A 23,467-nucleotide genomic window follows, 5' to 3' on the forward strand; every position below is an offset into this window, starting at 1 on the left:
GCCCCGCCCCTCGGGTGCGGGGGCGGGGCCGGCCGGGGGCCGATCACCCGGCAGGCTGCCGGGTGATCGGTCGGCGTACGGGTCAGGCGCGGCTGTGGCGGCCGCGGCGGCGCAGGCCGTAGACCGCGGCGCCACCGGCGACGACCAGGACGCCGGCGATCGCGGCGGTGACGCCGGTGCCCATGCCGCCACCGGTGGTGGCCAGCTCAGGGCCGGACGAGCTGGGCGCCGGGGTGGACGGCGGCACGGTGTTGCTGTCGGTCTTGCAGTTCAGCACGCCGCTGAAGGTCTGCGAGAAGCCGGCCGGGCCGGTGACGGTGAAGTTGTAGGCGGTGTCCTCGGCGACCGGCAGGACGACGTCCTGGGTGGCGCCGGGCTTCACGGTGACGTCCTTGCCGCCGACGGTGAACTTCCAGTCCTGGTCGCCCTTGTTGGAGACGGTGAGGACCAGCGCGCCCTGCGTGCAGTCGACCTTGCCGGTGACGGCCGGGATCGCGCCGGTGGGAGCCCAGGCCAGCGTGGCGAGGGCGTGGACCTTGACCTTGTTGGTGCCGGCCAGGATCAGCGTCTGGCTGTGCTTGCCGTTGTCGTCGCCGACGAACGCGCGGCCGAGCTTGATGGTGGCGCTGGCGTCCGCGGTGATGCCGGCGCTGCCGGCGTCCGCACCGGCGGGGACCTTCGCGAACAGCTGATCGCCGTTCTTGGCGGTCTTCACGGGGGCGCCGTTCTTGTCTACCAGGGCGAGGCCGGCGTCGGTGCCCTTCTTGTCGAGCGCGACCGCGACGTCGGCGGCGCCGCCGCCGGTGTTGACGGTGATCGGGCCGAGCGTCTCACCGCTCTTGCCGCCGACCGCGCTCGGGTTGAGCGCCAGCGTGGGCTTGGGCTCCTCGGAGCCGCCCTTCGCCTCGGCCTGGGCGATCAGCCAGTCGATCAGCTTGGTGGTCTTCGGGAAGTCGCCGACCATCCGGACCGGAATGTTCGGGTCGGAGAAGTGCCAGATCGCGACCTGGGTGGCCGCACCGGCGTCGTTCTTGGTCAGCCCGTCGATCCCGGAGGACTTGGAGAGCGCGACCTCGTCGATGTTCGGGAAGGAGTTCTCGAGTATCCACTGGATCTTCGGACCGGCCTTGGCCTTGACCTTGGCCGGCTGGGAGAGCGAGGTGGAGGCCCAATCGGTCTCGTGGTACGTCGCCGTGGTGAGCGTCGGGTTGAGCAGGTCGATGCAGTAGACGTCCAGCGCGGACTCGGTGCCGGTCACCTTGAGGGTGAACGGACCTGCGGTGACCGGCTCCCAGTGGCCCGGGCGGGTCTCGGACTCGATCCGCTCGCCGTACTTGACCCCGCCCTCCAGCTTTCCGGTCACGCCCGAAGGGGTGTCGGCCGCGGCGGCGGCACCGGTGGCGAGCAGCCCTGATCCGACGACCAGACCCGACGCGAGCATGACAGCGACGATGCGGGAGACAGCCCGCCTCTGCTTGTGGAACATGTGCGATCCCTCCGGGCGGCGACGTGCCGGTGGCAACCCGCCCCCTGCAAAGCGGCACCCCCTGTGGCACCGCTGCACGTGTGTGGACCAGACGCATCCTATTGACGCGACCCGAGCGCTCGGCGGCCGTAGCAAATCAGGACGATATCGTGGCTGTTTCGTTATCAAGGAGCGCACTGCCAGCGGGAGTTGATGAGTCGACATAAAGTCACGAGCCGCCGCCGCGGCAATCAGGATTGCACCGATCGGTGCCTCGCGCGCCCAGAATCCGTCAGTTCAGAACCTCCTGCGTCACATCCGAACCTCCCGGCCCCGCAGCCCCGCCGAGGCCGCCGCCGACCGGCCCGCCCGCGCCGCCGCGCGCCGCACCGCCGGCCGGGCCGCCGGCCGAATTGCCCGCCGGGCCCCCCGCCTCGGCCTCCCGGCGGGCCGCCACCGCCTGGACGATCCACTCCGGCACCGCCTCCTCCACCAGTCGCACCGCCCGCGACCCGCCCCGGGCCGGACCGGTCGGCCACTCCGCCCCCGAACTGCCCTGCGCCGTCGCCGCTTTGGCCTCCACTGCCCGGGGCTCCACCGCGCGGGGCTCCACCGCGCGCTTGAAAAGCGCGGTGCCGCGAGTGAGATCGTGACCCACCGCGCGGGCGTCGATCTCCACCTCGGTGCGCCGACTGCTCTCCTCTCCCCACTCGCGCACCCGCAGCCGCCCGCTCACCACCAGTGGGTCCCCCTTGCCGACCGAGCCGACCAGATTGACCGCGAGCCGCCGCCAGGCCACCACCGTCACCCAGGTGGTCTCGCCGTCCGACCAGTCGCCGCGCTCCCGGTCGAAGCGCCGCTCGGTCGCGGCCAGCCGGAAGCTGGCGACGGCCACCCCGCCGGCCGTCTCCCGGTACGTCACATTCGAGGCCGCATAACCGACCATCGTCACCAGCGCGCCGTCCATTTCCCCGCCTCCGTTCTCCGGCCGCCGAACCGGCCGACCCGCAATTCGCCGACGGGATTTCCGCCGCGGACAGATCCTCCGCCGGTCGGCGAATTCGGACCAGTAACTTCCCTTCTCCTGTGGAAAACTCGGCCCTGTGGAAAACCGGGATACCTCGGACGAGTGAAATACCCGTAATTCCCTGTTCGGATTCGATCACTTGACGTGACGTACACCGGAGGGCGTGTCCACGACAAGGCTTGGCGTGCACCCGCTGGACACCCGGACGCCACCGCCGAAACCCCGAACGAGTGGACGTCAAGTCGCCCCGTCCATGTCATCCACCCGAACGAACCCCAAAACATGCCCCCACCCGCGGGCCGGTTCGAGGGATTGCCGCACCGAATGCATAACGGGTGGGGAGACAGCCCCGTAACGACTGCACAACGTCCGGCTCCAGGACGCCGCAGGGCGCTGCGCACCGGGGCACTACCTGCGATTATCGGACCGCCCCGTGGAGGCCGACACGGTCTTCGAAGTCCAGGGGGCGGAACTGAACACCCGTATCCTGTCCCGGAACATCCCGTCCCGGTGCCAAGGCCCGGCAAGCGGGCCGACGTCACGACCCCGGCCCCCATAGCTCAGCGGATAGAGCACCCGCCTTCTAAGCGGTAGGTCGCAGGTTCGAATCCTGCTGGGGGCACACACTGGGCGCGACCTGCGAAAACGGCCATTGCCCACACCGCTGAGGACCTCGTACAGCGGATACAGGCCAACCGCCTAGTCAAATAGGCCTCGCTCACCTAGCGTAACGCCATGGCAGACACGACGGCTCTGACGTTCCAATCGCCACCCGCTGACGACCCGTACGACCTGGCGCCGCTCGTCGGGTCATGGGTGCGCTCCCTGCGCTCGCGCAACCTCAGCCCGAACACGATCAAGATCTACGAGCATGCGGGCCTGCAGCTCGCCGAGTCCATTCGCGCGTACCGGCCGGCCGACGAGAAGGCGAAGCCGATTCCCACCGAGCTCGACGAGATCCACCGCGAGCACGTCGAGAGCCACATCACCACGGTGCTGGAGCGAACAAGTCCGGGCAACGCGCACCAGGCATTCCGGTCCCTCAAGACGTTCTTCAACTGGCTGGTCGGTGAAGAGGAGTTGGACCGCTCCCCCATGCGGACCATGCAGCCGCCGATCGTCCCGGAGAAGGATGTCCCGGTCATCCCGGACGACGCCCTCCTGCGACTCCTCAAGCAGTGCTCCGGCAAGGACTTCGAGTCCCGGCGCGACACCGTAATCATCATGCTGTTCATCGACACCGGGATCCGGCTGTCCGAGCTGACTGTCCGGAACGTGGTGCACATCGACATCGACGTCCTGGAGTTCACCGTCGTTGGCAAGGGCGGTCGGGAGCGCCGGGTGCCGATCGGCCGTCAGACCACCGTCGCGGTCGACCGGTATCTGCGGGCCTACGCGAAGCACATCGGTCGACCGCTGGAGCCCAACGACCCGCTGTGGATCGGCGTCAAAACCCGTCGCCGGATGCTGAAGTGGGGCATCGCCGACATCGTCGAACGCCGCGCCAAGGCCGCCGGGCTGCCCCACATCCATCCTCACCAGTTCCGACACACGTTCGCACACCAGTGGAAGCTCCGGGGTGGCAACGAGGACGCCTTGATGCGGATCACGGGCTGGCGGTCGCGGGAGATGCTGAGCCGATACGGAGCCTCAGCGGCGGGAGAGCGGGCCCGCGAGGAGCACAAGAAGCTGAGCCCCAGCGACCGCCTGTACGGGCGGTAGCTGGGGCTCCGAGAGGGTCACTGCGATGACGCAGCGGCCCTCTCCCACGCCCCAGTGTCGAACCGCTCCTGAATCAGGGCGGCAAGGGCGCTCAAGGCAGCGAAGGGGTCGGTTTCGTCGACAGCGATGGCCACGCGGTCCGCCGTCTCAACCAGGACGGCCGGACACCCCGGATCCAGCAGTCTGAGACGGACGGTCACTTCGGTCATTCGACCCCCTTGTCCCCGCGCGTCTCTCCACGGCTGGGCGAGTCGAACGCGCGTGCGAGTTGCACGAGGCAGCAACACAATACGCCTGGAACTGGAGTGACGGGAGTCACTTCACCGAGTCGATACGCACGACCCGCCTCACGCCTCGTCAGACTCTTCCGCCAGCACCTCGTTCACGAAGTCCTGACTGCGCGAGGTGCCACCGCTGGCACCGGGTGCACGGGCGACGCGAACGGCAACACCCTCCGCAGCATTCACACCTGGATCTTCGACCGCGTACCCGATGTACTGCCGGGCGGCCGCTGCGGCGACCCGATCCCAGGGGAGCGACAGCCCCTCGGACAGCGCCCTGATCAACTCCGGGTTGATCTTCACCAGGTCACCCTTGGAAATCTTGTGCAGCTGACTATGGCTGAGTCGATACCCGCTCTGGGGATCAATGCTCCGCTCGGACAGAGCGGCAAAGGTGTATCGACGACCGGCGCCGGCCTGCTCGCTCACGAGCGAGGCCAAGGTCTCGTCCGAAGCCATTCGGAGTCTCCATGTCTGCGGGTGCGCGCGGGGCGTCGGATGCCCCGCTGGCGCGTACCCGTCGTGCACATTGTCCACATCCATGGATGGGTACGGCTACCCGGCCTCGCTTAAGAGACTCAAAAGGATCGCTCGTGTGGACGCCCCATGGATGGGTTGTCGCGGTTCTGGACACCGGTCGAGCGCTGTGCTTAGCTATCTCTATCCGCAGATGCGGATGAACACCAGGACGGTCGATGCCTCAATGCGATACAGGATCCACGATGGCGATCTCCTGAAACGGCTGATGAAGCACCCCGGGTCGGACGGGGCGGTTCACACCGTCCGGAGCCTCGCGAAAGTGGCCGGCGTCTCCTGGAGCAAGATTCACCGCCTCACCACAGGTACGCGCCCCACCCTCACCAGGGCTCAGGCCGACTCGATCGCCGCCGCGGTTGGCGTTCGACGGGCCTCCCTTTTTTCGCCAAGTACATCCGCATCCACGGATGCAGACGAGGAGAGTAGAAAGTGATGACCCCCGGAGAGCGAAAGCTCCGCGCTCGACTCGGAGCCCACGCCAGCTGGGCGAAGACCGCCGATCCGAGCAGCCGGACGGCCAAGGCCCGCGCTGCGGCGATGGCCCGCTTCGAGGGCGAGGTCGACCCCGATGGGGTGCTCACCCCGGAGGAGCGGCTGCGCCGGGCCGAGCACGCCCGCAAGGCCTACTTCTCCCGCCTCGCCCTGCTCGCCGCGCAGAAGCGCCGCCTGGAGCGCGAGATGAAGAAAACCGCCCCCATCGCCGCCTGACTGACCCTCAGAACTGGGTCGGGCCCTCGCCCGGCGACACCGGTGGCACCCGGATGCCGGCCCGCGAGAGCCCAGCGACCCACCCCGAGAACACCAACTCACAGAGAAGGAGAGGCAGGTCATGAACCAGCCTACCCGCTCCACCAGTCCGTTCGCCGGGCCCGACCCCGCCACCATCCCCACCGGCACCCTGCCGCTGACGGCCCGGATCGTCGGCATCATGGCCGGCGTCCAGGCCTTGTACGACCAGGTCGCGACGCCCGGCGTGCAGCTGCACGAGGCGCACCTGGCCGCTGACGGCCTGTCGGTGACGCTAACGGTCGACTCGATCGAGGCGCTGTCGTCCTGGTACGCCGCGTACCCGCGGTGCTCGGTGTCCATGTCGTCCCGTCAGGTCCGCGGCGAGGACGGTCACCTGTACGGCCTCGGCGGTCTGGACTGGATGCTCGGCCTGGGCCCGATCAGGGGCGGCGGTGTGCGGGTGTTCGTGCGCACCGTCACCGTCGAGCAGCAGGTGCTGCCGGACACGGCGCTGGTGCGGGCGATGTTCCCGGCGAGGCTCCGCGTGCAGGAGGCCCAGGCCCGCGAGATCGCGCACCACGCACACCGGCCGGGGGTGGCGGCGTGACGGTCGTGCTGATCCTCGCTGTCGGCCTGCTGGTGATGGTCGTAATCCGCCTGTACGACACCGTGGCCCAGGCCGTGCTGCGGCGCCGGGCCCGCAACTCCCGGAAGGGGAAAAGCTGATGAAGCACATGCCCCTGCTCAAGAAGCAGGCCGCCGCGCTGGTCGCACGGTGCGGGATCCGCCCGCGGGCCGCCGCGAAGGCCGCCACCGCGTTGCACGACGCGGGGATGCTGGCGTGGCCGGCAACCATCGATCCGTCCGGGCTGCCGTACGGGCTGACGGTGCGCTCGACGGCCGCCGGCGCAGAGGTCGACGCGTACCTGGTGGTGCGGGCGCTGGTCAAGGCCCTGGCCTCCGAGTGTGTGGAGGACCCGGAGGGTGTCGCCGAGGAGCTGGCCGTGATCGACGGCGCGCGCGGCCCGGAGTTGGACGCGCTGCTGGACGAGCTGATCGAGCGCCTGGGGGGCGCGGAGATCCGCTACCCGGCCAGCACGGCGCGGGAGTTGGCGGCTCGGATCGAGCGGGCGGCCGGGCCGATGCTGGTGCCGATGCAGCGGAAGGCGGCCGGCTGATGGCCACCCGTCGCTTGATCGTCACCGTCGACCTGCACGGCGTGACCGGAGACGACGCCCGCGACCTGTTGGTCGAGGTGTCCACCGCGGTCGAGTATGCCCACTCGCACATCACCGACGTCAGCCCCGACTACTCCGAGGAGGACATCTGATGCCGTGGATCTCCCGCCGCGTGCAGTCCGAGACCGCCGCGCTGGTGGCCCGTCTCCGGGCCCGTGCCGAACAGGCCGAGGCTGCAACGCGGGTGCAGGCGGGCGCGAACGGCATCCTCGCCGCCCGCTCCGGCGACACCGAGGCCGAACTGCGCGAGCAGGTCAGGCAGTTGAGGGTCACGCGTGACGGGCTGCTCGTGCAGCTGTCCCGGGCGCTCGGTTACAACGACGAGCAGCTGGCGGCGATCGACGCCGGCGCGACTGTGAAGGGCGGCACTGCCGCATGACGATCACCGAGCTGCCGGGGGCCACCGCGTCCCCGGCCGCCGGGCGGCGCCGGAAGACCACCGCCGTACCTACTGGGCCGGACCGCATCCCGCGACCGTCCCAGGGCTGGTACCGCGACAAGGTCACCGGCGAGAAGTACCGGCGCGTCACCACCATCCTCGACCAGGGCGGCACCAAGGGCGACGTCCTCACCCGCTGGGCCGGCAACCTCGTGGCCGAGGTCGCATTCGCCCACCTGCCCGAGCTCGTCGCGGCGTCGCTGCGGCCGGACGAGCGGGCGGAGAAGCAGGCGTGGCTCGGCCGGGCTCCGTTGCGGAAGCGCGACGAGCGTGCCGAGATCGGCGGCGCGGTGCACGACGTCATCGAGGCGCACGTGCTCGGCCAGCCGATCCCCGCCGCGACCACTGACGACCCGGAGATGGCCGTGTTCCTCGCCAACTTCCTGGCGTTCGTGGCCGAGTGGGAGGTCGAGTTCGAGGCGTCCGAGATGGTCGTCGGGAACCGGACTTTCGGGTACGCCGGGACCCTCGACTACCTGTTCCGGTCCCGCCGAATCGCCACGGCGCTTTCGCTGCCGCTGGACACGCTGTTCATCGGCGACACGAAGACCGGCGGCGAGCTCGACAAGAAGGGTGTGTACCCGGAGGCCGGGTTGCAGATGGCCGCGTACCGGCGCGCCGAGGTGGCGTGGCTGCGGGACGGCTCCACGGTGCCGATGCCCGCGGTGCACTCGACCGGGATCGTCCTGCACCTGCGGCCGGAGGGGTACCGGGTGTATCCGCTGCTGTGCGGTGACGAGGTGTTCGCCGCGTTCCGCGTCACCCAGGAGGCCGCCGAGTGGGCCTCTGGCCTGTCCAAGACCGTCGTTGGCGGGGCGCTGTCCCTGCCGGCTGTTTCCCAGAGGAGTGCTGCCTGATGCCCATCCTCGACCTGCAGCGCCGCATGCGGCAGCTGGGCGAGATCCGGATTGGCCACACCGTGGCCACCGGCCGTACCGACTCCAACGGCAAGCCGACCAAGCGCCCGGCGAAGCTCGACAAGTTCCGCATCACCTCGGCGTCCCGGCCGATCCTGGAGCAGGTCGCCGCCCTGTACGGCGGTGAGGTGCGGCCGTGGACGCCGGCAAACGGCGCCCCGTCCGAGTTCGAGGTGTACACCACCGTCGATCGGCTGCCGGTGCTGGTGCCGCCGCGTGATGCGGTGTCGCAGTGGTACGAGCTGTACGCCGGATCGAAGTGCCAGCGGCGCTGCGACGGCGTGACTGAGCACAAGCTGGACCGGCCGTGCCTGTGCGACCCGGAGAAGCGGGACTGCAAGATCACCACCCGGGTGAATGTGATGCTCCGCGACCTGCCCGCGCTCGGGCAGTGGCTGCTGATCTCGAAGGGCTACTACGCGGCCGTGGAGCTGCCGCCGGCGGCCGAGCTGCTGGCGCAGGGCGGCGGGTACGTGGCGGGGTGGCTCGGCATGGAGGCCAAGAGTGTGGTCACCGACCGGGGCACGAACCGGTTCATGGTGCCGACGTTGGACGTGGAGATCACCCCGGCCGAGCTGATGTCGGGGCAGATCCGCGGGACCGTACCGGAGTTGGCGGCTGCGGGCCCGGGGCGGGCCGCGATCGAGGCGGCCCCGACCGAGGCCCCGATGCCGGACTACGTGGCGCTGGCCAGGATGAGCCGCAACGCGGCGGCCGTCCGGGACATCTGGAAGACCGCGAACGGCAAGGGCCACATGACGCCTGAACTGTCCGCCGAACTGGGCGAGCTGGCCGCCCGGTTCGCCCCGGCCGCTGCGCCGGTGCCGGACGAGGACGGCGTGATCGAGCCGGAGATCGTGGACGACCAGGACCCGACCGAGGTCTGGTTCCAGATCATCGCGGCGGCCGGCCGCCTGGGCTGGACCACCGACGCGACCGAGGCCGCGTTCGCGGAGCGCAACGGCGGCACCATGCCGGGATCGGCCGAGGTCACGCAGCTCGCCGAGTTCCTGGGCTGGTTGAAGGCGGGTGCCCGGTGAGCTGGGGCCTGGGACGAATCGTCGCGTTCGACACCGAGTCCACCGGCGTGGACGTCGAGTCCGACCGGATCGTGACTGCCGCGGTGATCGGCCTCGGCGACGGCATGCCCGCCGCGGCGCGCACCTGGCTGGCCGACCCCGGGATCGACATCCCGGAGCAGGCGTCCACGATCCACGGCGTCACCACCGCGCGGGCCCGGGCGGAGGGCCGTCCGGCCGCCGAGGTCGTGAAGGAGATCGCCAGCAAGCTGGCCGAGTTCGTCGCGCACCGGCTGCCGATCGTCGCGATGAACGCCCGCTTCGACCTGACGCTGCTCGACCGCGAGTGCGCCCGGCACGGCCTGCCGCCGCTGGCCGAACTCGCGGGCGCCGAGCCGCTGGTGGTCGACCCGTACGTCATCGACAAGGCCGTCGACAAGTACCGCAAGGGCTCGCGGAAGCTGATCGACATGGCCCGCCACTACGGCGTGGCCCTCGGCGGCGACGCCCACGAGGCCGGCGCGGACGCGCTCGCCGCGGCACGGATCGCGTACAAGCAAGCCGCCCGATACCCGGCCGCCCGGCAGCCGCTGGAGCAGTTGCACGCGGCGCAGGTCATCTGGGCGCGGGAGCAGGCAGTGTCGCTGCAGGCGTACCTGCGCAAGAGCGACCCGGCGGCGGTGGTCGAGCCGGAGTGGCCACTGGTCCCCCGTCAGCAGGGTGGTGCACGGTGAGTCAGCTGCTGCTCCCCGAGGTCGTCCCGGCTCCGGCCGGGACGACCCCCGCCCCCACCGCGGCCGGGCCCCGGCCGCTCGTCATCGGCCTCGACGTCGCCATCGGCACCACCGGAGTCGCCGGCGTCGGCTGGACCGAAGCCATCCACGCCAACCAGCCCGGCCTGCAGGCCCGCATGGTCCACCAGCTCACCCAGATCAAGGAGTACGTGCGGCGCGCCGACTTCGTCGTCATCGAAGGCGCCGCATTCTCCCGGTCGCACCTGCAGGGCGCCGACCAGTTGTCCGCGATGCGGTGGATGGTCCGGCTGGAACTGTGGAAGCGCGGCATCCCGTACGCCGTGTGCCCGCCCGACAACCGGACGATCTTCGCCACCGGCAAGGCGCGGTGGAAGGGCCTGACGCCGACCCAGGTCAAGGCGAAGGTCCGCGAGGCCGTCGCCGAGCAGTACGGCATCGAGTGCGAGGGCCGTTGGCGCTACGACCAGGCCGATGCGTACGTGCTGCTCGCCATGGGCCTCGCCCACCTAGGCCACCCCCTCGCCGAGCTCCCCGCCACCCACACCCGCGCCCTCGACGGCGTGGCATGGCCCGAAGGGACCGACCAGTGAACACCCTTCCCCCTCGCATCCCCGCCGCCCGGACCCCGCTCGTGCCGCGTACCGACGCTCCCCTGCCCTGCGCCGGCGCGCCCGAGCTGTTCCATGCCCCCGATGGCGAGCGACGCGACAGCGACGACGCCCGGGCCCGGATCTTCGCCGCCCGCGTGCTGTGTGCCAGCTGCCCGATCCAGGCCGGGTGCCGCGAGACCAGCTACTCGGTCCACGACAACGGTATCTGGGCGGGCGAGACCATCGGCGCCCGGAAGGCCGCCCGTCGCTCGACCGCCCTCGCGGCTGCGGCGTGAGCGGGCCGTGGGTCGGCGGGCTGACGATCCGCGAGCACGGGCCCGGCGGCCGGCCGACCGCCGACTACCTGTGCACCCGCTGCACCCCGTACCACCACGCCCGCCTGACCGGCGACGACACCCGCCACGCCGCAGACCTCCACACCAGCCACCTCGCCACCCACCACCCGAAAGGCACCCCGTGACCGACATCAAGATCGACGGCAAGGTCCTCGCCGACGTCGCCGCCGCCCTCGCCCCGCACGCCGACCACATGTTCAAGCAGCGGGCCGGCCGCTGGATGGCCGTGGTCGAGATCGCCCACGCCGAGCGCACCGAGCCCGGCCCGGAGGAGGACAGGGACCCGTCGGTGAAGATCCGCGTCGTCGGGATCGAGGTCGCCGGTGACGAGTTCACCGACGAGCGGCTGCGCCAGGTTCAGCAGGACATGTACCGGCAGCGCACCAACGCCGGCACCCTCGACTCCCTCATGCCGGGCGCGACCCGGATCGGCAGCCTTTTCAACGACGCGGCCTGATGAGACCGCCCCGCACCGCGACGCGCACTATCTGCCCGCGGTGCGGGGCCACCATCCTCCAGACCCCGGACGGCCGGCACCTCGACCCGACGCCGCACCCGCTCGCCGTGCACCTCCCCGACGGCGGCCGAATCGACGCACTCGACGCCGCCGAGATCCTGACGGGCCGCCAGAACGCCCGCGCGCACCACCCGCACCTCCCCGGCCCCTACGGCTGCACCCCACCCACACCGACGCAGCCGACCCTCTTCTAGGAGCACCAGCCCGTGAGCAACGTCCACCCCTTCCCGGCCCCGCCGGAGCCGGAGGACGACGGCGAGTACATCGACCGCCGCGTCCCCGAGGACCAGGCCGCCGAGATGGCCGTGCTCCGCGCGTGCATGTACGACCGCAACAACGTCCCCCGCGCCGCCCAACTCCTGCGCGGCGCAGACTTCTACCGACCGGCCCACGAGCTGATCTGGAACGTCCTCCAGGAGCAGCACCGGTCCGACGGACCGACCGACCCGATCGCAGTGAACCGCGAGATCATCGCGCTCGGCCAGGGCCACCGGGTCAACGGCGGCTACCTGTTCACCATCACCGACACTGCGGCATTCGGCGAGGTCGAGTACTACGCCGGGATCGTCGCCGAGCAGGCCGCAGCCCGCCGCGCCGACAACCTCGCCGTCCGCATCAAGACCGCCATCGCCCGCGGCGCCCGCCCCGACGACCTGAACACGCTGATAGCCGAGCACGTAGCGGCCGAGGAGACGCGCACAGCCGCGGCGGCCGGCGGCGGGCCGACGCACCTTCTCGCGTCCACCCTCGACTGGGACGCCCTGTTCGGCACGAACTACCAGAACGTGCAGCTGCTGCCCGGTCAACTCCTCGCCCACGGCCAGCAGATCGCCATGGTCGCCGAGGGCAAGGCGGGCAAGTCCCTGCTGGCCGAGGAGTGGGCGTGGCGGATGGGCACCGGCCGGCCGTTCCTCGGCGACCGGGCGCAGCCGCCGATCCGGGTCACCTACGTGGACGCGGAGAACGGCCACCCCGAAATCCAGCAGCGGTTCCGTTCGTTCGGCGCGAGCCCCGACGACATGGGCCTGCTCACCTACCTGTCGTTCCCGCCCGTCCGGCCGCTCGACACCCCCGGCGGCGGGCAGGACCTGATGGCCATCGCCACCGCCACCCAGGCACAGGTGGTGTTCATCGACACCGTCTCCCGATTCATCTCCGGCGCGGAGAACGACGCGGACACCTGGCTCAACCTGTACCGGCACACCCTGATGCCGCTCAAGGCCGCCGGCATCGCCTCGATCCGCCTCGACCACATGGGCAAGGACGGCGAGCGCGGCGCCCGCGGCAGCAGCGCGAAAACCCAGGACGTCGACCACGTCTGGGAGCTGCGGGCGCAGGGCGGCGGGATCCTCTCCCTCAAGCGGACCCACTCTCGGACCGGTGTCGGGCCGGACGAGTTCACCGTAATCCGGCACTCGCGGAAGGCCGGCACGGACTGGGTGTTCGGCGCGACCCGGCACGACCTGATGACGTGGGAGGACCGCGCCGCGCTGATCGAGGGCACGACCGAGTGGCTGGTCGACCAGCTCGATCGGGCCGGTGTCGATCCGACGTGGGGCAGCCCGAAGGTCATCAACTGGTGCCGGGAGAAGGGCATCCGGGTCCGGAAGGACAAGGCCGAGGAGGCCGTCCGGGTGCGGAAGTCGCGTCCGTCGGGGGACATCCCCCCACACCTCCCCTACTCGCCGGTAACCGAAACTCCCCCCGACACGGGGGGAGGTAACGACAAAACCGCAGGTCAAACATCCCCCGGGGAGGTCGGGGGGAGGTTCGGGGGACCGCACTCAGCTCCTCCCTCCCCCCGCCTCCCCCCTATAGAGGGGGGAGGGGGGAGCGCGCCGGGGGAGGACATCCCGATCTGCACGCTCTGCGGCGACCCGCTTCAACTCGACTGGGCCGCCCGCGGATACACCACCCACGTCATCTGCCAGCCCACCCACGACACCCCCTGATGGAGATTCCGCGATGATCCAGCCCCTCGACCTCGACGCCATCCAGGCCCGCACCGACGCTGCTACCCCGGGACGCTGGCTCTGGTACGGCACCGGACGCGACCGCAACCTCCGCCTCCAGACCCATGAGTGGGACACCGTCATGGACTTCGTCCGCCACGGCCTCCAGGGAGCCCAGCCCCGCTTCAACGTCGACGGCTTGATGGAGACGGCGGCCGAACTCCTCCCGGACGGTCAGAACGCCTGCCGCGGCTTCCCGCACCCGGACGCCGAATTCATCGCCCACGCCCGGCAGGACGTACCCGCGCTGATCGCCTACGCCCGCGAGCTGGAGCAGCAGCTCACCAGCGAGAAGGCCGTGAGCACGCACCTCGTCGAGAAGCTGCAGGCGCACCTCGACGCCTCCGACGAGTGGATGGGCGAGCGCGCCCAGCTCCTCGCCGAGAACCTGCGACTTGCCAACACGGCCCGCTCGGCCCCAACCGAATGCAGCGCACCCCACCCCGTCGCCAGACTCGACCGCTGTGAACGCCAGCCCGGCCACGACGGATGGCACGCCACCAGCATCGGCAGCTGGCCGGACAGCACGCTCCCGTTCGCCCCCAGCGCGGCCCACGACGCCCGCTGACGGCCCGCCACCCCACCAGACCCCGTCGTATGGCTGCGCAAGGCCGCCGCCCACCAGCCGACATATACCCCCCGGAGTATCCATCCCATGACCGCCGAACCCGCCCTGCGCGTCCTGTCCCTCGGCGCCGGCGTCCAATCCACCACCGCTGCCCTGCTCTCCGCCGAAGGCCGCCTCCCGCGCCTCGACGCCGCGATCTTCGCCGACACCGGCTGGGAACCCGCCGCCGTCTACCAGCACCTCGACCGCCTGGAGCGCGACATCCTCCAGCCCGCCGGCATCCCGCTCCACCGAGTCACCCGCGGCAACATCCGCCACGACGCCCTCGACCCCGCACACCGCTTCGCCTCCATGCCCCTGTTCATCAAGAACCGCGACGGCGGAGACGGCATGACCCGACGCCAGTGCTCGAACGAGTACAAGGTCGTCGCCATCAAGGCGCAGGTCCGGCAGCTCCTCGGCTACCCGCACCCGAGCCCGGTCCCGCGCAGCCTGCACGTCGAGCAGTGGATCGGCATCAGCCGCGACGAGATCGGCCGCGCCCGCGACTCCGACGTCAAGTACGCCCGCAACGCCTTCCCGCTGCTCGACCTCGACGGCGCCGCCGACGGCCGGACGGGATGGACCCGCGACGACTGCCTGCGCTACCTCCGCTCCCGCGGCTGGGCATCCACCCCCAAGTCCGCATGCATCGGCTGCCCGTTCCACGGCAACGCCCAGTGGCGGCAGATGCGGGACGAGCACCCCGACGAATGGGCCGACGCCGTCGAGTTCGACCGGCAGATCCGCTCCGGCAACGCCCGCGGCAACGCCAACGGCAAACCGCTCCTCGGCGAGGCCTACCTGCACCGCTCCCGCCTCCCGCTCGACCAGGCCCCGATCGACCGCATCACCGCCCACGAGTGGGCCAGCCGTCAGACGGACGTGTTCGGCCAGATCGCCGACGCCGAACTCGAAGCCGGCGACCCGGACGGCTGCTCGCCCTGGGCGTGCCGCTCCGGCAGCGCCGCCGCCTGAACCACCCTCGCCCACGGCCGCGCGCACCCCGCGCGGCCGCCTGACGGCCAGCCACCCCACCAGACCCACCCACGGAGAGACCCACATGACCACCGACCAGCCCACCGCCCGCCAGACCCTGTTCGCGGCCCTCACCGATCCGCCCGAGCAGGACGCCGACATCATCGGCCTCCCGGACGACCAGGCGCACCAGCTGCTCGACGCCTACCGCGACCAGGTGCTGGACGAAATCTGGCGAGGCGTCAACGCCGACATCATCGGCCAGCACCGCGCCCAGGTGCGCGAGGAGGTCGCCGCCGAGATCGACGCCGCCGCCGACCGGACCGTGGCCGAGTACCCCGACGAGCCCGCCATGTCTGTTCGCGTGCTCGGCCTCCGCGCCGCCGCCCGCATCGCCCGTGCCGTGCAGGAGGGCTGACCCATGGCCACCCCCGACGACCTCCGGCCGCTGATCGCCCTCTCCCCGCCCACGGCCGAGCAGCAGGGCTGGGACACCGCCGAGTACACCTGCGCCCGCTGCTGGACCACCGTCACCGCCACGACCGAGGACGAGCTCGTCCGCCTGGTGGCCGAGCACCGCAACACCTGCGGCCAGCAGCAGGCGAGCACCCGGTGACCGCGCCCGAGCCCGACCTCCGCCAGCGCATCGCCCAGGCCATCAACGGCGGCCTGTGTGCCACGAGGTCCGTCCTCACCGCCGACATCGCCGCCGAACTTGCCGAGGCCGTGCTGGCCGAGCTGGACGCACTCCGCGAGCAGCACCGCCGCGCACTTCTCGCGGCCACCGAGTCCAGCAGCATCCTCCAGCAGCAGATCGATGCCCAGGCCGGCGATCTGGACGCCCGCGACGCCGAGAACACGCGGCTCCGCGCCGAGCTCAGCGTCGAGACCGCCGCCCGGCTCGGTCTGCGCAACCGCCTCGACCGCGTCATCGCGAGCAACGCCCAACTCCGCGCCGCCCTCGACACCGACACCTGACCACCCGCCGGCCGCCCACACCAGGCGGCCGGCCACACCAGGCGGCCGGCCAACCCGAAGGAGCAGCACGTGTACCCCACCCTGTTCAGCACCCCCGGCGTTCGCCAGTTCGCCGAGCAGATTGACGCCGAACGCACCCGCCAGCTCGCCAAGTTCGGCGACCAGCACCACCCCGACGGCACCGGCCTGCCGATCTACGCGCACTCCGCCGTCCGCTACCGCGAACAGGCCGACCGCAACGCCGAGTCCGGCGTCCTCGCCTGGCGGGACGTGCTGCTGGAGGAGGTGTACGAGGCCCTTGCCGAGTCCGATCCGGCCAAGCTCCGCGCCGAGCTGGTCCAGGTCGCCGCCGTGTGCGCGGCCTGGATCCACGACCTCGACCGCCGCTGACACGCCCCCCGGCCGCCGCACCGCGCGGCGGCCACCCCACCACCAGGAGCACACCGTGATCACCCCCGGCCAGATCTACACCGCCTGCGACCCCCGCAGCGGAACCACCATCCGGATCATCAGCTACACCCCCGGCGACGCCCGCGCCCACGTCGTCGACGCCATCACCGGCAAGCGCCCCCGCCAGATCCTCGCCGTCAGCCTCCACCTCGCCGGAACCGGGGCCTGGGGCAAGCCCCGCCGCACCGGCTACCGGCTCGTCAGCGAGGCCTCCGAGTGACCCGCCCGCTCACCAGCACCGAACGCCAACTCCTCGACCAGCTCGTCCGCACCGGCCAGTCGATCGGTGTCCTCGCCGCCCGCGACCCCCACCGCGCCCGCGAAATCCGCAACACCGCCGCCCGCGCCCAACGCGCCCTCGGCACCCGCAACCTCGACCACGCCATCCAGATCCACCGCACCAGCCAGGAGACCCCGGCGGCCCCCGAACAGACCCTCACCGCCGCCGCCCAGCAGATCCTCGGCGAGCAGCCGTGACCCGCGAGCGTGCCGGCCGCCCCGGCGCCACCTGGGGCACCGTCGTCCGCCCCATCGAGCACGTGGTCCAGGACGAGCAGGACGATCACGTCGAGCCCCGGCCCAACCGCGAGACCCGACGCGCCGCCGCCCGCGCCACCAAGAAGCGGCACAGCACCCGCTGACGCCCCGTCAACACCCGCCACAAGCAGAAGGAGGAGGCCCCGCCATGCAGCAGCTGCCCCACTTCATCCCCCCCACCAGCGCCGGCCTCCTCCCCTGCGTCGGCCAACACGCCCTGTTCGACGAACCCGACACCGCCACCGAAGCCGCCGAACTCTGCGCCACCTGCCCCGTCCGCACCGCCTGCAACACCTGGGCCGTCCAACACACCGAATGGGGCACCTGGGCCGGCCGAACCGACAACGACCGCGGCACCCCCCGCACCGAACTCCCCGACCGGCGCCGCATCACCCGCACCAAGCACTACGACGACTGCGGCACCGAGGACGCACGCCGCCGGCACATCGGCCACCAAGAGCAGTGCGACCGATGCGACGAGGCGTACGCGGCCCGGATCCGCGCGGATCGGGCGGCCCGGCTGATCGAGGAACACCAGCGCCCCGGCGGCCCGACCCGGTACGGGTACCGGCTCCACCTCCAGCTCGGCGTACCGGCGTGCCAGGCGTGTCTTGCCGCGCACTCTGCCGCGGTGAAGCCATACCTCCAGCGCGCCGCGTAGCCAACTACCTGACGGGAGCGACCCGTTGACGCCCTGCTCCCAGTAGACTGGCGACACAACTGAAGCGGGCCAGGCACCGGGGATAGCAGCCCCGGGCCCGGCCCTGACCACAGGAGCATGCACTCCATGGCTACCGTCAACTCTACGGGCTACCACGCCCCCTGGTACGCGCGCACCGCAACCACCGCCGGCCGCCCCCTTGTTCTCGCCCTCGCCCTCGCCATGTGCGCCCCCGGCGAATACCAACTCGCTCGACTCGCAGGCTGGTCGGACCCCTGGGCGTACGGCATGCCGGCCGCTCTGTCCGCGTACGCGGGGATCGCCGCCGTAGTCGCCGCTTCCCGGCCCAAGGGCGCACGCGGCCGCGTATCCGCCATCCTCGGCGCCGGTCTCGCCATCGCGCTGGCACTCGCTGCGCAGATCGGCGCGCACCTGATCGAGCAGGGGCACATGCAGGGCAACCAGGCGTGGCTCGTCGCCCTGATCTCCGCGGTCCCGCCGGCCGTGGTGGGTCACCTGCTGCACCTGGCCGCGACGCCTGTCCCGGCACCTGCTGCGCCGACCGATCCGCGCCCCGGCCACCGGGAGCAGCAGATGCCCCGTCAGCAGCCCGTCAGCGCCCCGATCGCGCCCCCGGTCACGGCCGGGCCGCCAGCGATCCCGCCGAAGCCCGTCGCACCGCCGCGCACGCCGATCTCGTACACCGACGCGCGTTGCGCCGTGATCCGGAGCCTGTACGACGGCGGGTTCCGGCCGAGCACCAGCAGCATGCGGTCGGCGATCGCGGCGGCCGGGCTGATCGTGCAGTCCGACGGGTTCATCCGGGGCACTCTGCGGCGACTGGTCGAGGAAGCGGAGCCGGAGCTGCGGCGGCTGCCGGAAGAATCAGTGCGGCAGCTCGCCGTTGCACCGTAGCCTGGCTTGATTCCTTGCTGGCCGCACCAGGCCTGGCCCGGGGCGTCCCCACACCGAGAGGTCATTGGCATGACGCCCGAAGAACACGCCGAGTTCACCGCCCGAGTGCACCGCCTGCGCGCCAACTGGCTACGGTTCCAAGCCTGAGGAGAAGACCTGAACGCGGCCATGGTTGAAGCGGCCGAGTCGGTCAGGACGTTCATGGAGGCGTTCACGGAGTCAGAGAGGCTGGAGATCGCCCAGCACCCCGATCTTGCGGAGCTCAACATCCAGTTGGATGGGTTCTACGACACGCCGACTGCCGACTGAGCCGGTCACAGGTCGGCAACATCTCCCCCACACCACCCCCACACCCGACAGGGTGTGCCCATGACCAAGCGGCAGAAGCAGCAGGTCGTTGTCACCCGGCGCGGTGCCAACCACGTCCTGCACATCATCCTCACCATCTGCACCGGCGGCATCTGGGCAATCACCGGCTGGCCCATCGCTGCCGCCATGGGCCGCAAGACCCGGACCGTCACCTACGGTCCGCCGCCCGGCGCGCACCCGCCGCCGTACGGCCAGTGGCCCCCGCAGCAGTAGCCGGCTGTTAGCCGACCTGCCCCCGGCGCCCATCTCCCTACCCTGCCCAGCAGGGAGGCACGATGGGCGCACCGAGGTTCAACAGCAGCGGCACCACCGAATCGCAGTTCAGGCAGCACGACGCTGTCGAACTGCGCCGCACCGGCATGTCGTACGCCCAGATCGGTGAGCAGCTCGGCGTCGACCGCAAGACCGCATGGACGTACGTCCAGCGCGCGTTGGCCGCCCGCGCCCGCGAGACTGTTGTTGACCGCGACGCCCTGATCGGCGAGCAGGTCGTCATTCTCGACACCGTGTTCGAAGGCATGCTCCCGAAGGCCGCCCTCGGCGACACCCGCGCCGCCGAGATCGTCATCCGCGCCCTCGACCGGCACGCGAAGCTGTTCGGCCTCGACGCCCCGATCCGCGTCAACGCGCAGGTCACCGACGACCGCGTGGCCCGCGTCATGCAGCTCGCCGAGCAGCTCGCCGAGATCAGGCTGCCCGCCGTCGAGGCCGGCCAGTGACGATCACCCCCGACATGCTTGCCGAACTCCAGCAGCTCACCCCCGAGGAACTTGAGCTCCTAGAGGGCGAGTTGGCGCGCCGGGCGTGGGAGGCCCGCTGGTCGTCGTGGACGCCGTACTCGTGGCAGGTCTGCCCCGGGGAGGTGGAGACGCACGGCATGTGGCTGCAGCTCGGCGGCCGCGGCACGGGTAAAACCGACGGGTGCGCCCGGTACATGGTGAGCCACGTCAACGGGCCCGCCTGCGACCCGCGGCTGCCCGGCGGGCACCGCATGTCGATCATCGCTCCGACGCAGGGCGACGCAGTCGAATCGGCCGTCAACGGCCCGTCAGGACTGAAAGCCCACGACCCGCGGGTGGTGCTGCGCACGACCGTCGGCGGTACCTACGTGCGTTGGCCATCCGGTGCCGAGGCGAAGTTGTTCGGGGCGCACACCCCCGACGACGTCGAGCGCCTGCGCTCCGGCGGCAACCGATGCTTGGTGTGGCTGGAGGAGGCCGCCGCGATGCGACACCTCGGCCCGGCGCTCACCCACTCCGCGATGGGCCTGCGCGTTGGGCCCCGCCCGCACTACATCGCCTCGACCACGCCGAAGCCCAGGCGCGAGATCGTCGACCTGCTCGCCCGCAACGACGTCCTCACCACCCGCGGCCGCACCCGCGACGCCCACCATCTCCCCGAGTTGATGCGCTCGAAGTTGATCGCGCAGTACGCCGGCACCCGCATGGAACGCCAGGAACTCGACGGCGAACTCCTCACCGACATCGAGGGCGCCCTGTGGAGCTTCGCCCTGCTCGACGCCACCCGGGTCGGCGCAGCCCCGCCCATGTCCCGGGTCGTTGTCGCTGTCGACCCCGCCGCCACCTCCGGCACCGAGTCCGACGAGATGGGCATCATCGTCGCCGGCCGCTCCGCCGCGGCGATCCCCGACCGCAACGGCACCGTCCGCCAGCACGGGTACGTGATCGACGACCTGTCCGGGCGGATGCCGCCGCTGGACGCCGTCCGTCGCGCCGTGCAGGCCTACCACGCCCACCAGGCGGACGCGATCGTCGCCGAGGTCAACAACGGCGGCGACTGGATCGGGACCGTCGTGCGGCAGGTCGACCCGACCGTCAACTACCGCACTGTGCACGCCAGCCGCGGCAAGAAGACCCGCGCTGAGCCGGTCGCCGCGTTGTTCGAGCAGCACGCCGCGCACCTCGTCGGCGGCCACTCCACCCTCGAAGACCAGCTCGCCACCTGGGTGGCCGGCGTCGACGACTCCCCCGACCGCCTCGACGCCCTCGTCTGGGCCCTGACCGACCTGATGCTCACGGCCGGCGGCAACTTCGCCGCCGTGGCCTGAGAGGAGACTGCACGTGGGACGCCTCGCCGACGCCACCGCCGCGCTGTTCGGCCGCCGCGCCGCGCCCGCCGTCGCCCTGGACTCGATCCGGGACCGGCGCCCCGTCAGCTTCAGCACCGGGTCCGCCGTCACCCTCAACCTCGACCCGGAGTCCCGCGGCTACTCCCACTCCGCGGTCGCGTACCGGTGCGTCGCGGCAATCGCCGACAACGGCTCGTCGATCGACATGGTGGTGCGCAACGGCGAGGGCGAGGTGATCCAAAACCACTGGGTGTCGCAGTTGTTCAACAAGCGGCCGAACCGGTTCATGTCGGCCCGGGTGTTCAAGAACGTGATCCTCCAGCAGGGCGAGCTGGCCGGCCAGAGCTTCGTCTACCTCGACCGCGGCGAGACCCGCGTCGGCGACGTACAGGGCGCGTACACCATCTACGACCCGGTGCAGGTGGTCGTCGACAAGCCGGCCGCCGACCGGCCCACCCCCGGCGATATCCTCGGCTTCGTCGTCAACCGGGCGGACGGGCAGCGCATCGCGCTGCTCCCCGAAGAGGTGCTGTGGCTGCGGTACCCGCACCCGTTCGACCCGCTGGGGGCCCTAGCACCGTGGAAGGCCGCGCGCCACGCGGTCGACATGGACGCGTTCGCCCGCGAGTGGCAGCGCTCCAGCTACCAGAACGGCGCGGCGCCGACCGGCGTGGTCTACCTCGGCGAGATGACCGAGGCCAACTACGCCCAGGCCAAAGCCAGTTGGCGCGCGGAGATGCAGGGCCCTGCGAACGCCGGCCGCACCCTGCTGGTCGGCTCCCCGCCCGGCAGCAACAGCAAGGGCGTCTCGTACGCCCGGGTCGGGCTGACCGCCGAGGAGATGGACTACCTGGAGTCCCGCGTCGCCAACGCGGCCGAGGTGATGTTGGCGTTCGGCGTGCCCCGGGACTACCTGATGGGTCAGTCCACATACGACAACGCGAGGGCGGCGAAGACGACACTCTGGTCGGACACCATCCGGCCGAAGCTCGACATCATCGCCAGCGAGGTCGACCTGCGCCTGCTGCCCTCCGACGCCGAGGACGCGACCTGGGACTACGACAGCGTCGAGGCCCTGCAGGAGGGCCAGGACGCGCAGGCCACCCGGGTCCGCGAGAACGTCGGCGCCGACCTGCTGACCCTGGACGAGGCCCGAGCCGAGATCGGTAGACCACCACTGCCCGGCGGGATCGGGCAGCAGACCATCACCCCGTACCGGGCCGCGTTCGCACCGGTCGCGTCTCCGGCCGCCGGCAGCCGGGCGGTGCTCGACTTCGACGTGCTGGCTGCCCAGCTGATCGAGAGGATGCGCAGCGAGGAGCAGACCGCCCGGAGCCTGCCGACGTTCACCGGCGAACCGCGGCGGGAGCTGGTGCGCGCTGCCGACCCGGCCCCGGCGGTCAACGTGCAGGCCGAGTACGACGCGATCGAGGGCGAGGGCGTCGCGGCCGTCCGCCGGCTCGCGATGGAGCAGGCCGCCGCCGTCCTGCGCGACTTCGACCGGCTGATGGCCAAGCCGGTCCGGTCCACTGACTGGCTGGCCGTCCTGCACGGGCAGGCCGCCGCACTCGCGGTCGAGGGACGAGTTCGGCTTACCACGCCGGACCCGGATCACGTGCCGGCCGCGGAGATGGCCGGCGTGGATCTCGCGTCGGGCCCGGACGGGTGGGAGCAGCGCATCCGGGCGCGGGACTTGTTCGATCCGCGGTACTGGCGGCGTCGCACCGTGGAGGCGCTCGCGCCGTTCATCCGGCGGGCGGCGCAGCGCGGCGGGCAGGGCATCACGCCGGGGTTCGACGTCGATCAGACGGATGTGGCGCAGGCGTTGGCGGATCGGGCGGAGCAGCTGGCGGGGCAGGTAACGGCGACGACGCAGCGGGCGTTGGAGGCGCAGTTGCTGCAGCATGGCGTATCCGAAGGCGAGTCGATTCCGGCGCTGCGGGCCCGGCTGCAGAAGGTGTTCACGGACCTGTCGGACTACCGGGCGGAGATGATCGCGCGGACGGAGACGGTGGGGGCGTACAACCAGACGGCACTATCTGCCGCGTCGCAGGCGGGGGCGGTACGCAAGAAGTGGCTGGCCACCCGAAACCGGGAGACCGGCCAGTTCGACCCGCGGACTCGGCAGTCGCATCGGCTGGCGAACGGCGACACGGTGCCGCTCGGCGAGCGGTTCACCGCGTCACAGTCGCGTTGGCCCGGCGATCCGGCGGCGCCCGCCAACCAGTCGATTAACTGCCGGTGCACGCTCACCTTCGAGTACGAGGAGAACTGACCGT

36 protein-coding genes and 1 tRNA gene are annotated in these 23,467 nt (G+C 71.3%); 33 read left to right on the forward strand and 4 right to left on the reverse strand.

Features of this window, described 5'->3' with window-relative positions:
• Positions 1-82: 82 nt before the first annotated feature.
• Both AMK19_RS23530 and AMK19_RS38190 read right to left on the reverse strand, forming a co-directional pair.
• Positions 83-1,441 (reverse strand): Cys-Gln thioester bond-forming surface protein, encoded by a 1,359-nt coding sequence (locus tag AMK19_RS23530; RefSeq protein ID WP_073815142.1) that lies wholly within the window; start codon positions 1,439-1,441, stop codon positions 83-85.
• A gap of 316 nt (positions 1,442-1,757) precedes the next feature.
• Positions 1,758-2,432, reverse strand: coding sequence for a single-stranded DNA-binding protein (locus tag AMK19_RS38190; RefSeq protein WP_073814987.1), 675 nt, complete (start codon positions 2,430-2,432; stop codon positions 1,758-1,760).
• 609 nt (positions 2,433-3,041) lie between these two features.
• Here AMK19_RS38190 and AMK19_RS23540 point away from each other — a divergent pair.
• Together AMK19_RS23540 and AMK19_RS23545 are read left to right on the forward strand one after the other, a co-directional pair.
• Positions 3,042-3,114 (forward strand) — tRNA-Arg (locus tag AMK19_RS23540).
• Positions 3,115-3,227: 113 nt separating this feature from the next.
• Positions 3,228-4,214 carry a tyrosine-type recombinase/integrase gene (locus AMK19_RS23545; RefSeq protein WP_073814989.1) on the forward strand — a complete coding sequence of 329 codons (987 nt, stop codon included), beginning with the start codon at positions 3,228-3,230 and terminating at the stop codon, positions 4,212-4,214.
• Positions 4,215-4,231: 17 nt separating this feature from the next.
• Here AMK19_RS23545 and AMK19_RS23550 read toward each other — a convergent pair whose 3' ends face one another.
• Both AMK19_RS23550 and AMK19_RS23555 read right to left on the reverse strand, forming a co-directional pair.
• Entirely contained in the window at positions 4,232-4,423 is a 192-nt protein-coding gene (locus AMK19_RS23550; protein WP_073814991.1) for a hypothetical protein, read from the reverse strand.
• A 138-nt stretch (positions 4,424-4,561) separates the two neighbouring features.
• The gene (locus tag AMK19_RS23555; protein WP_073814993.1) at positions 4,562-4,954 is read right to left on the reverse strand and encodes a hypothetical protein; all 393 of its coding nucleotides are present in this window, start codon (positions 4,952-4,954) and stop codon (positions 4,562-4,564) included.
• 510 nt (positions 4,955-5,464) lie between these two features.
• Here AMK19_RS23555 and AMK19_RS23565 point away from each other — a divergent pair.
• From AMK19_RS23565 to AMK19_RS23695, 31 genes are all read left to right on the forward strand, one after another.
• Complete coding sequence (locus AMK19_RS23565) at positions 5,465-5,740, forward strand: hypothetical protein (protein ID WP_073814997.1); 276 nt, start codon at positions 5,465-5,467, stop codon at positions 5,738-5,740.
• A 121-nt stretch (positions 5,741-5,861) separates the two neighbouring features.
• Complete coding sequence (locus AMK19_RS23570) at positions 5,862-6,368, forward strand: hypothetical protein (RefSeq protein WP_073814999.1); 507 nt, start codon at positions 5,862-5,864, stop codon at positions 6,366-6,368.
• Positions 6,365-6,487 (forward strand): hypothetical protein, encoded by a 123-nt coding sequence (locus AMK19_RS38195; RefSeq protein ID WP_274536995.1) that lies wholly within the window; start codon positions 6,365-6,367, stop codon positions 6,485-6,487. Before AMK19_RS23570 ends, AMK19_RS38195 begins: the two co-directional genes overlap by 4 nt.
• Complete coding sequence (locus AMK19_RS23575) at positions 6,487-6,939, forward strand: hypothetical protein (protein WP_073815001.1); 453 nt, start codon at positions 6,487-6,489, stop codon at positions 6,937-6,939. The genes AMK19_RS38195 and AMK19_RS23575 overlap by 1 nt, the downstream gene beginning before the upstream one ends.
• Complete coding sequence (locus AMK19_RS36070; protein WP_158071935.1) at positions 6,939-7,091, forward strand: hypothetical protein; 153 nt, start codon at positions 6,939-6,941, stop codon at positions 7,089-7,091. The genes AMK19_RS23575 and AMK19_RS36070 overlap by 1 nt, the downstream gene beginning before the upstream one ends.
• A complete protein-coding gene (locus AMK19_RS23580) occupies positions 7,091-7,378 on the forward strand; it encodes a hypothetical protein (RefSeq protein WP_073815002.1) in 288 nt (95 codons plus the stop codon). The genes AMK19_RS36070 and AMK19_RS23580 overlap by 1 nt, the downstream gene beginning before the upstream one ends.
• Positions 7,375-8,295: a hypothetical protein gene (locus tag AMK19_RS23585; RefSeq protein ID WP_073815003.1), complete on the forward strand. Its 921-nt coding sequence runs from the start codon at positions 7,375-7,377 to the stop codon at positions 8,293-8,295. Before AMK19_RS23580 ends, AMK19_RS23585 begins: the two co-directional genes overlap by 4 nt.
• Positions 8,295-9,395 (forward strand): recombination directionality factor, encoded by a 1,101-nt coding sequence (locus AMK19_RS23590; protein ID WP_073815004.1) that lies wholly within the window; start codon positions 8,295-8,297, stop codon positions 9,393-9,395. The genes AMK19_RS23585 and AMK19_RS23590 overlap by 1 nt, the downstream gene beginning before the upstream one ends.
• Positions 9,392-10,108 carry an exonuclease domain-containing protein gene (locus tag AMK19_RS23595; protein ID WP_073815006.1) on the forward strand — a complete coding sequence of 239 codons (717 nt, stop codon included), beginning with the start codon at positions 9,392-9,394 and terminating at the stop codon, positions 10,106-10,108. Before AMK19_RS23590 ends, AMK19_RS23595 begins: the two co-directional genes overlap by 4 nt.
• The gene (locus tag AMK19_RS23600) at positions 10,105-10,719 is read left to right on the forward strand and encodes a hypothetical protein (protein ID WP_083647260.1); all 615 of its coding nucleotides are present in this window, start codon (positions 10,105-10,107) and stop codon (positions 10,717-10,719) included. The genes AMK19_RS23595 and AMK19_RS23600 overlap by 4 nt, the downstream gene beginning before the upstream one ends.
• 41 nt (positions 10,720-10,760) lie before the next feature.
• Positions 10,761-11,015, forward strand: a complete 255-nt coding sequence (locus AMK19_RS23605) for a WhiB family transcriptional regulator (protein WP_158071936.1) — start codon at positions 10,761-10,763, stop codon at positions 11,013-11,015.
• The gene (locus AMK19_RS23610) at positions 11,012-11,200 is read left to right on the forward strand and encodes a hypothetical protein (protein WP_073815009.1); all 189 of its coding nucleotides are present in this window, start codon (positions 11,012-11,014) and stop codon (positions 11,198-11,200) included. The genes AMK19_RS23605 and AMK19_RS23610 overlap by 4 nt, the downstream gene beginning before the upstream one ends.
• Positions 11,197-11,532: a hypothetical protein gene (locus AMK19_RS23615; RefSeq protein WP_073815011.1), complete on the forward strand. Its 336-nt coding sequence runs from the start codon at positions 11,197-11,199 to the stop codon at positions 11,530-11,532. The genes AMK19_RS23610 and AMK19_RS23615 overlap by 4 nt, the downstream gene beginning before the upstream one ends.
• The gene (locus AMK19_RS23620; RefSeq protein ID WP_073815013.1) at positions 11,532-11,786 is read left to right on the forward strand and encodes a hypothetical protein; all 255 of its coding nucleotides are present in this window, start codon (positions 11,532-11,534) and stop codon (positions 11,784-11,786) included. The genes AMK19_RS23615 and AMK19_RS23620 overlap by 1 nt, the downstream gene beginning before the upstream one ends.
• A 12-nt stretch (positions 11,787-11,798) precedes the next feature.
• The gene (locus tag AMK19_RS23625) at positions 11,799-13,544 is read left to right on the forward strand and encodes an AAA family ATPase (protein ID WP_073815015.1); all 1,746 of its coding nucleotides are present in this window, start codon (positions 11,799-11,801) and stop codon (positions 13,542-13,544) included.
• Between the two features lie 13 nt (positions 13,545-13,557).
• Positions 13,558-14,172: a hypothetical protein gene (locus AMK19_RS35385; RefSeq protein ID WP_073815016.1), complete on the forward strand. Its 615-nt coding sequence runs from the start codon at positions 13,558-13,560 to the stop codon at positions 14,170-14,172.
• Between the two features lie 87 nt (positions 14,173-14,259).
• Positions 14,260-15,189 (forward strand): hypothetical protein, encoded by a 930-nt coding sequence (locus tag AMK19_RS23635; protein WP_083647264.1) that lies wholly within the window; start codon positions 14,260-14,262, stop codon positions 15,187-15,189.
• Positions 15,190-15,274: 85 nt separating this feature from the next.
• Positions 15,275-15,607, forward strand: a complete 333-nt coding sequence (locus AMK19_RS23640) for a hypothetical protein (protein WP_073815018.1) — start codon at positions 15,275-15,277, stop codon at positions 15,605-15,607.
• 3 nt (positions 15,608-15,610) lie between these two features.
• A complete protein-coding gene (locus AMK19_RS23645; RefSeq protein ID WP_073815019.1) occupies positions 15,611-15,805 on the forward strand; it encodes a hypothetical protein in 195 nt (64 codons plus the stop codon).
• Positions 15,802-16,167, forward strand: a complete 366-nt coding sequence (locus tag AMK19_RS23650) for a hypothetical protein (protein WP_073815021.1) — start codon at positions 15,802-15,804, stop codon at positions 16,165-16,167. Before AMK19_RS23645 ends, AMK19_RS23650 begins: the two co-directional genes overlap by 4 nt.
• 69 nt (positions 16,168-16,236) lie before the next feature.
• Positions 16,237-16,557, forward strand: a complete 321-nt coding sequence (locus AMK19_RS23655) for a hypothetical protein (protein WP_073815022.1) — start codon at positions 16,237-16,239, stop codon at positions 16,555-16,557.
• A 55-nt stretch (positions 16,558-16,612) separates the two neighbouring features.
• A complete protein-coding gene (locus AMK19_RS23660; RefSeq protein WP_073815024.1) occupies positions 16,613-16,837 on the forward strand; it encodes a hypothetical protein in 225 nt (74 codons plus the stop codon).
• Positions 16,834-17,094: a hypothetical protein gene (locus tag AMK19_RS23665; protein WP_073815026.1), complete on the forward strand. Its 261-nt coding sequence runs from the start codon at positions 16,834-16,836 to the stop codon at positions 17,092-17,094. The genes AMK19_RS23660 and AMK19_RS23665 overlap by 4 nt, the downstream gene beginning before the upstream one ends.
• Positions 17,091-17,258 (forward strand): hypothetical protein, encoded by a 168-nt coding sequence (locus AMK19_RS36075; RefSeq protein WP_158071937.1) that lies wholly within the window; start codon positions 17,091-17,093, stop codon positions 17,256-17,258. The genes AMK19_RS23665 and AMK19_RS36075 overlap by 4 nt, the downstream gene beginning before the upstream one ends.
• Before the next feature lie 44 nt (positions 17,259-17,302).
• Positions 17,303-17,815, forward strand: a complete 513-nt coding sequence (locus AMK19_RS23670) for a WhiB family transcriptional regulator (RefSeq protein ID WP_073815027.1) — start codon at positions 17,303-17,305, stop codon at positions 17,813-17,815.
• A gap of 126 nt (positions 17,816-17,941) precedes the next feature.
• A complete protein-coding gene (locus AMK19_RS23675; RefSeq protein WP_073815029.1) occupies positions 17,942-18,730 on the forward strand; it encodes a hypothetical protein in 789 nt (262 codons plus the stop codon).
• A 168-nt stretch (positions 18,731-18,898) separates the two neighbouring features.
• A complete protein-coding gene (locus AMK19_RS36080) occupies positions 18,899-19,039 on the forward strand; it encodes a hypothetical protein (RefSeq protein ID WP_158071938.1) in 141 nt (46 codons plus the stop codon).
• A 60-nt stretch (positions 19,040-19,099) separates the two neighbouring features.
• Positions 19,100-19,312, forward strand: a complete 213-nt coding sequence (locus AMK19_RS23680; RefSeq protein ID WP_073815030.1) for a hypothetical protein — start codon at positions 19,100-19,102, stop codon at positions 19,310-19,312.
• 62 nt (positions 19,313-19,374) lie between these two features.
• Positions 19,375-19,818 carry a sigma factor-like helix-turn-helix DNA-binding protein gene (locus tag AMK19_RS23685; RefSeq protein ID WP_073815032.1) on the forward strand — a complete coding sequence of 148 codons (444 nt, stop codon included), beginning with the start codon at positions 19,375-19,377 and terminating at the stop codon, positions 19,816-19,818.
• Entirely contained in the window at positions 19,815-21,167 is a 1,353-nt protein-coding gene (locus AMK19_RS23690) for a phage terminase large subunit family protein (RefSeq protein WP_241844535.1), read from the forward strand. The genes AMK19_RS23685 and AMK19_RS23690 overlap by 4 nt, the downstream gene beginning before the upstream one ends.
• Before the next feature lie 13 nt (positions 21,168-21,180).
• Positions 21,181-23,463, forward strand: a complete 2,283-nt coding sequence (locus tag AMK19_RS23695; RefSeq protein WP_073815033.1) for a phage portal protein — start codon at positions 21,181-21,183, stop codon at positions 23,461-23,463.
• The last annotated feature ends 4 nt before the right edge of the window (positions 23,464-23,467 follow it).

The organism is Kitasatospora sp. CB01950 (assembly GCF_001905465.1).
Taxonomy (GTDB): Bacteria; Actinomycetota; Actinomycetes; order Streptomycetales; family Streptomycetaceae; genus Kitasatospora.

What these genes read in the sequence shown, in the direction of transcription:
- AMK19_RS23585 (WP_073815003.1), top strand. Translation starts at nt 7,375, where the DNA reads ATGACGATCACCGAGCTGCCGGGGGCCACCGCGTCCCCGGCCGCCGGG.
- AMK19_RS23530 (WP_073815142.1), bottom strand. Translation starts at nt 1,441, where the DNA reads ATGCTCGCGTCGGGTCTGGTCGTCGGATCAGGGCTGCTCGCCACCGGT.
- AMK19_RS23620 (WP_073815013.1), top strand. Translation starts at nt 11,532, where the DNA reads ATGAGACCGCCCCGCACCGCGACGCGCACTATCTGCCCGCGGTGCGGG.
- AMK19_RS23570 (WP_073814999.1), top strand. Translation starts at nt 5,862, where the DNA reads ATGAACCAGCCTACCCGCTCCACCAGTCCGTTCGCCGGGCCCGACCCC.
- AMK19_RS23580 (WP_073815002.1), top strand. Translation starts at nt 7,091, where the DNA reads ATGCCGTGGATCTCCCGCCGCGTGCAGTCCGAGACCGCCGCGCTGGTG.
- AMK19_RS23545 (WP_073814989.1), top strand. Translation starts at nt 3,228, where the DNA reads ATGGCAGACACGACGGCTCTGACGTTCCAATCGCCACCCGCTGACGAC.
- AMK19_RS23555 (WP_073814993.1), bottom strand. Translation starts at nt 4,954, where the DNA reads ATGGCTTCGGACGAGACCTTGGCCTCGCTCGTGAGCGAGCAGGCCGGC.
- AMK19_RS23670 (WP_073815027.1), top strand. Translation starts at nt 17,303, where the DNA reads ATGCAGCAGCTGCCCCACTTCATCCCCCCCACCAGCGCCGGCCTCCTC.
- AMK19_RS23590 (WP_073815004.1), top strand. Translation starts at nt 8,295, where the DNA reads ATGCCCATCCTCGACCTGCAGCGCCGCATGCGGCAGCTGGGCGAGATC.
- AMK19_RS23675 (WP_073815029.1), top strand. Translation starts at nt 17,942, where the DNA reads ATGGCTACCGTCAACTCTACGGGCTACCACGCCCCCTGGTACGCGCGC.
- AMK19_RS23635 (WP_083647264.1), top strand. Translation starts at nt 14,260, where the DNA reads ATGACCGCCGAACCCGCCCTGCGCGTCCTGTCCCTCGGCGCCGGCGTC.
- AMK19_RS23685 (WP_073815032.1), top strand. Translation starts at nt 19,375, where the DNA reads ATGGGCGCACCGAGGTTCAACAGCAGCGGCACCACCGAATCGCAGTTC.
- AMK19_RS36080 (WP_158071938.1), top strand. Translation starts at nt 18,899, where the DNA reads ATGGTTGAAGCGGCCGAGTCGGTCAGGACGTTCATGGAGGCGTTCACG.
- AMK19_RS23565 (WP_073814997.1), top strand. Translation starts at nt 5,465, where the DNA reads ATGACCCCCGGAGAGCGAAAGCTCCGCGCTCGACTCGGAGCCCACGCC.
- AMK19_RS23640 (WP_073815018.1), top strand. Translation starts at nt 15,275, where the DNA reads ATGACCACCGACCAGCCCACCGCCCGCCAGACCCTGTTCGCGGCCCTC.
- AMK19_RS23645 (WP_073815019.1), top strand. Translation starts at nt 15,611, where the DNA reads ATGGCCACCCCCGACGACCTCCGGCCGCTGATCGCCCTCTCCCCGCCC.
- AMK19_RS23550 (WP_073814991.1), bottom strand. Translation starts at nt 4,423, where the DNA reads ATGACCGAAGTGACCGTCCGTCTCAGACTGCTGGATCCGGGGTGTCCG.
- AMK19_RS23575 (WP_073815001.1), top strand. Translation starts at nt 6,487, where the DNA reads ATGAAGCACATGCCCCTGCTCAAGAAGCAGGCCGCCGCGCTGGTCGCA.
- AMK19_RS35385 (WP_073815016.1), top strand. Translation starts at nt 13,558, where the DNA reads ATGATCCAGCCCCTCGACCTCGACGCCATCCAGGCCCGCACCGACGCT.
- AMK19_RS23680 (WP_073815030.1), top strand. Translation starts at nt 19,100, where the DNA reads ATGACCAAGCGGCAGAAGCAGCAGGTCGTTGTCACCCGGCGCGGTGCC.
- AMK19_RS36070 (WP_158071935.1), top strand. Translation starts at nt 6,939, where the DNA reads ATGGCCACCCGTCGCTTGATCGTCACCGTCGACCTGCACGGCGTGACC.
- AMK19_RS38190 (WP_073814987.1), bottom strand. Translation starts at nt 2,432, where the DNA reads ATGGACGGCGCGCTGGTGACGATGGTCGGTTATGCGGCCTCGAATGTG.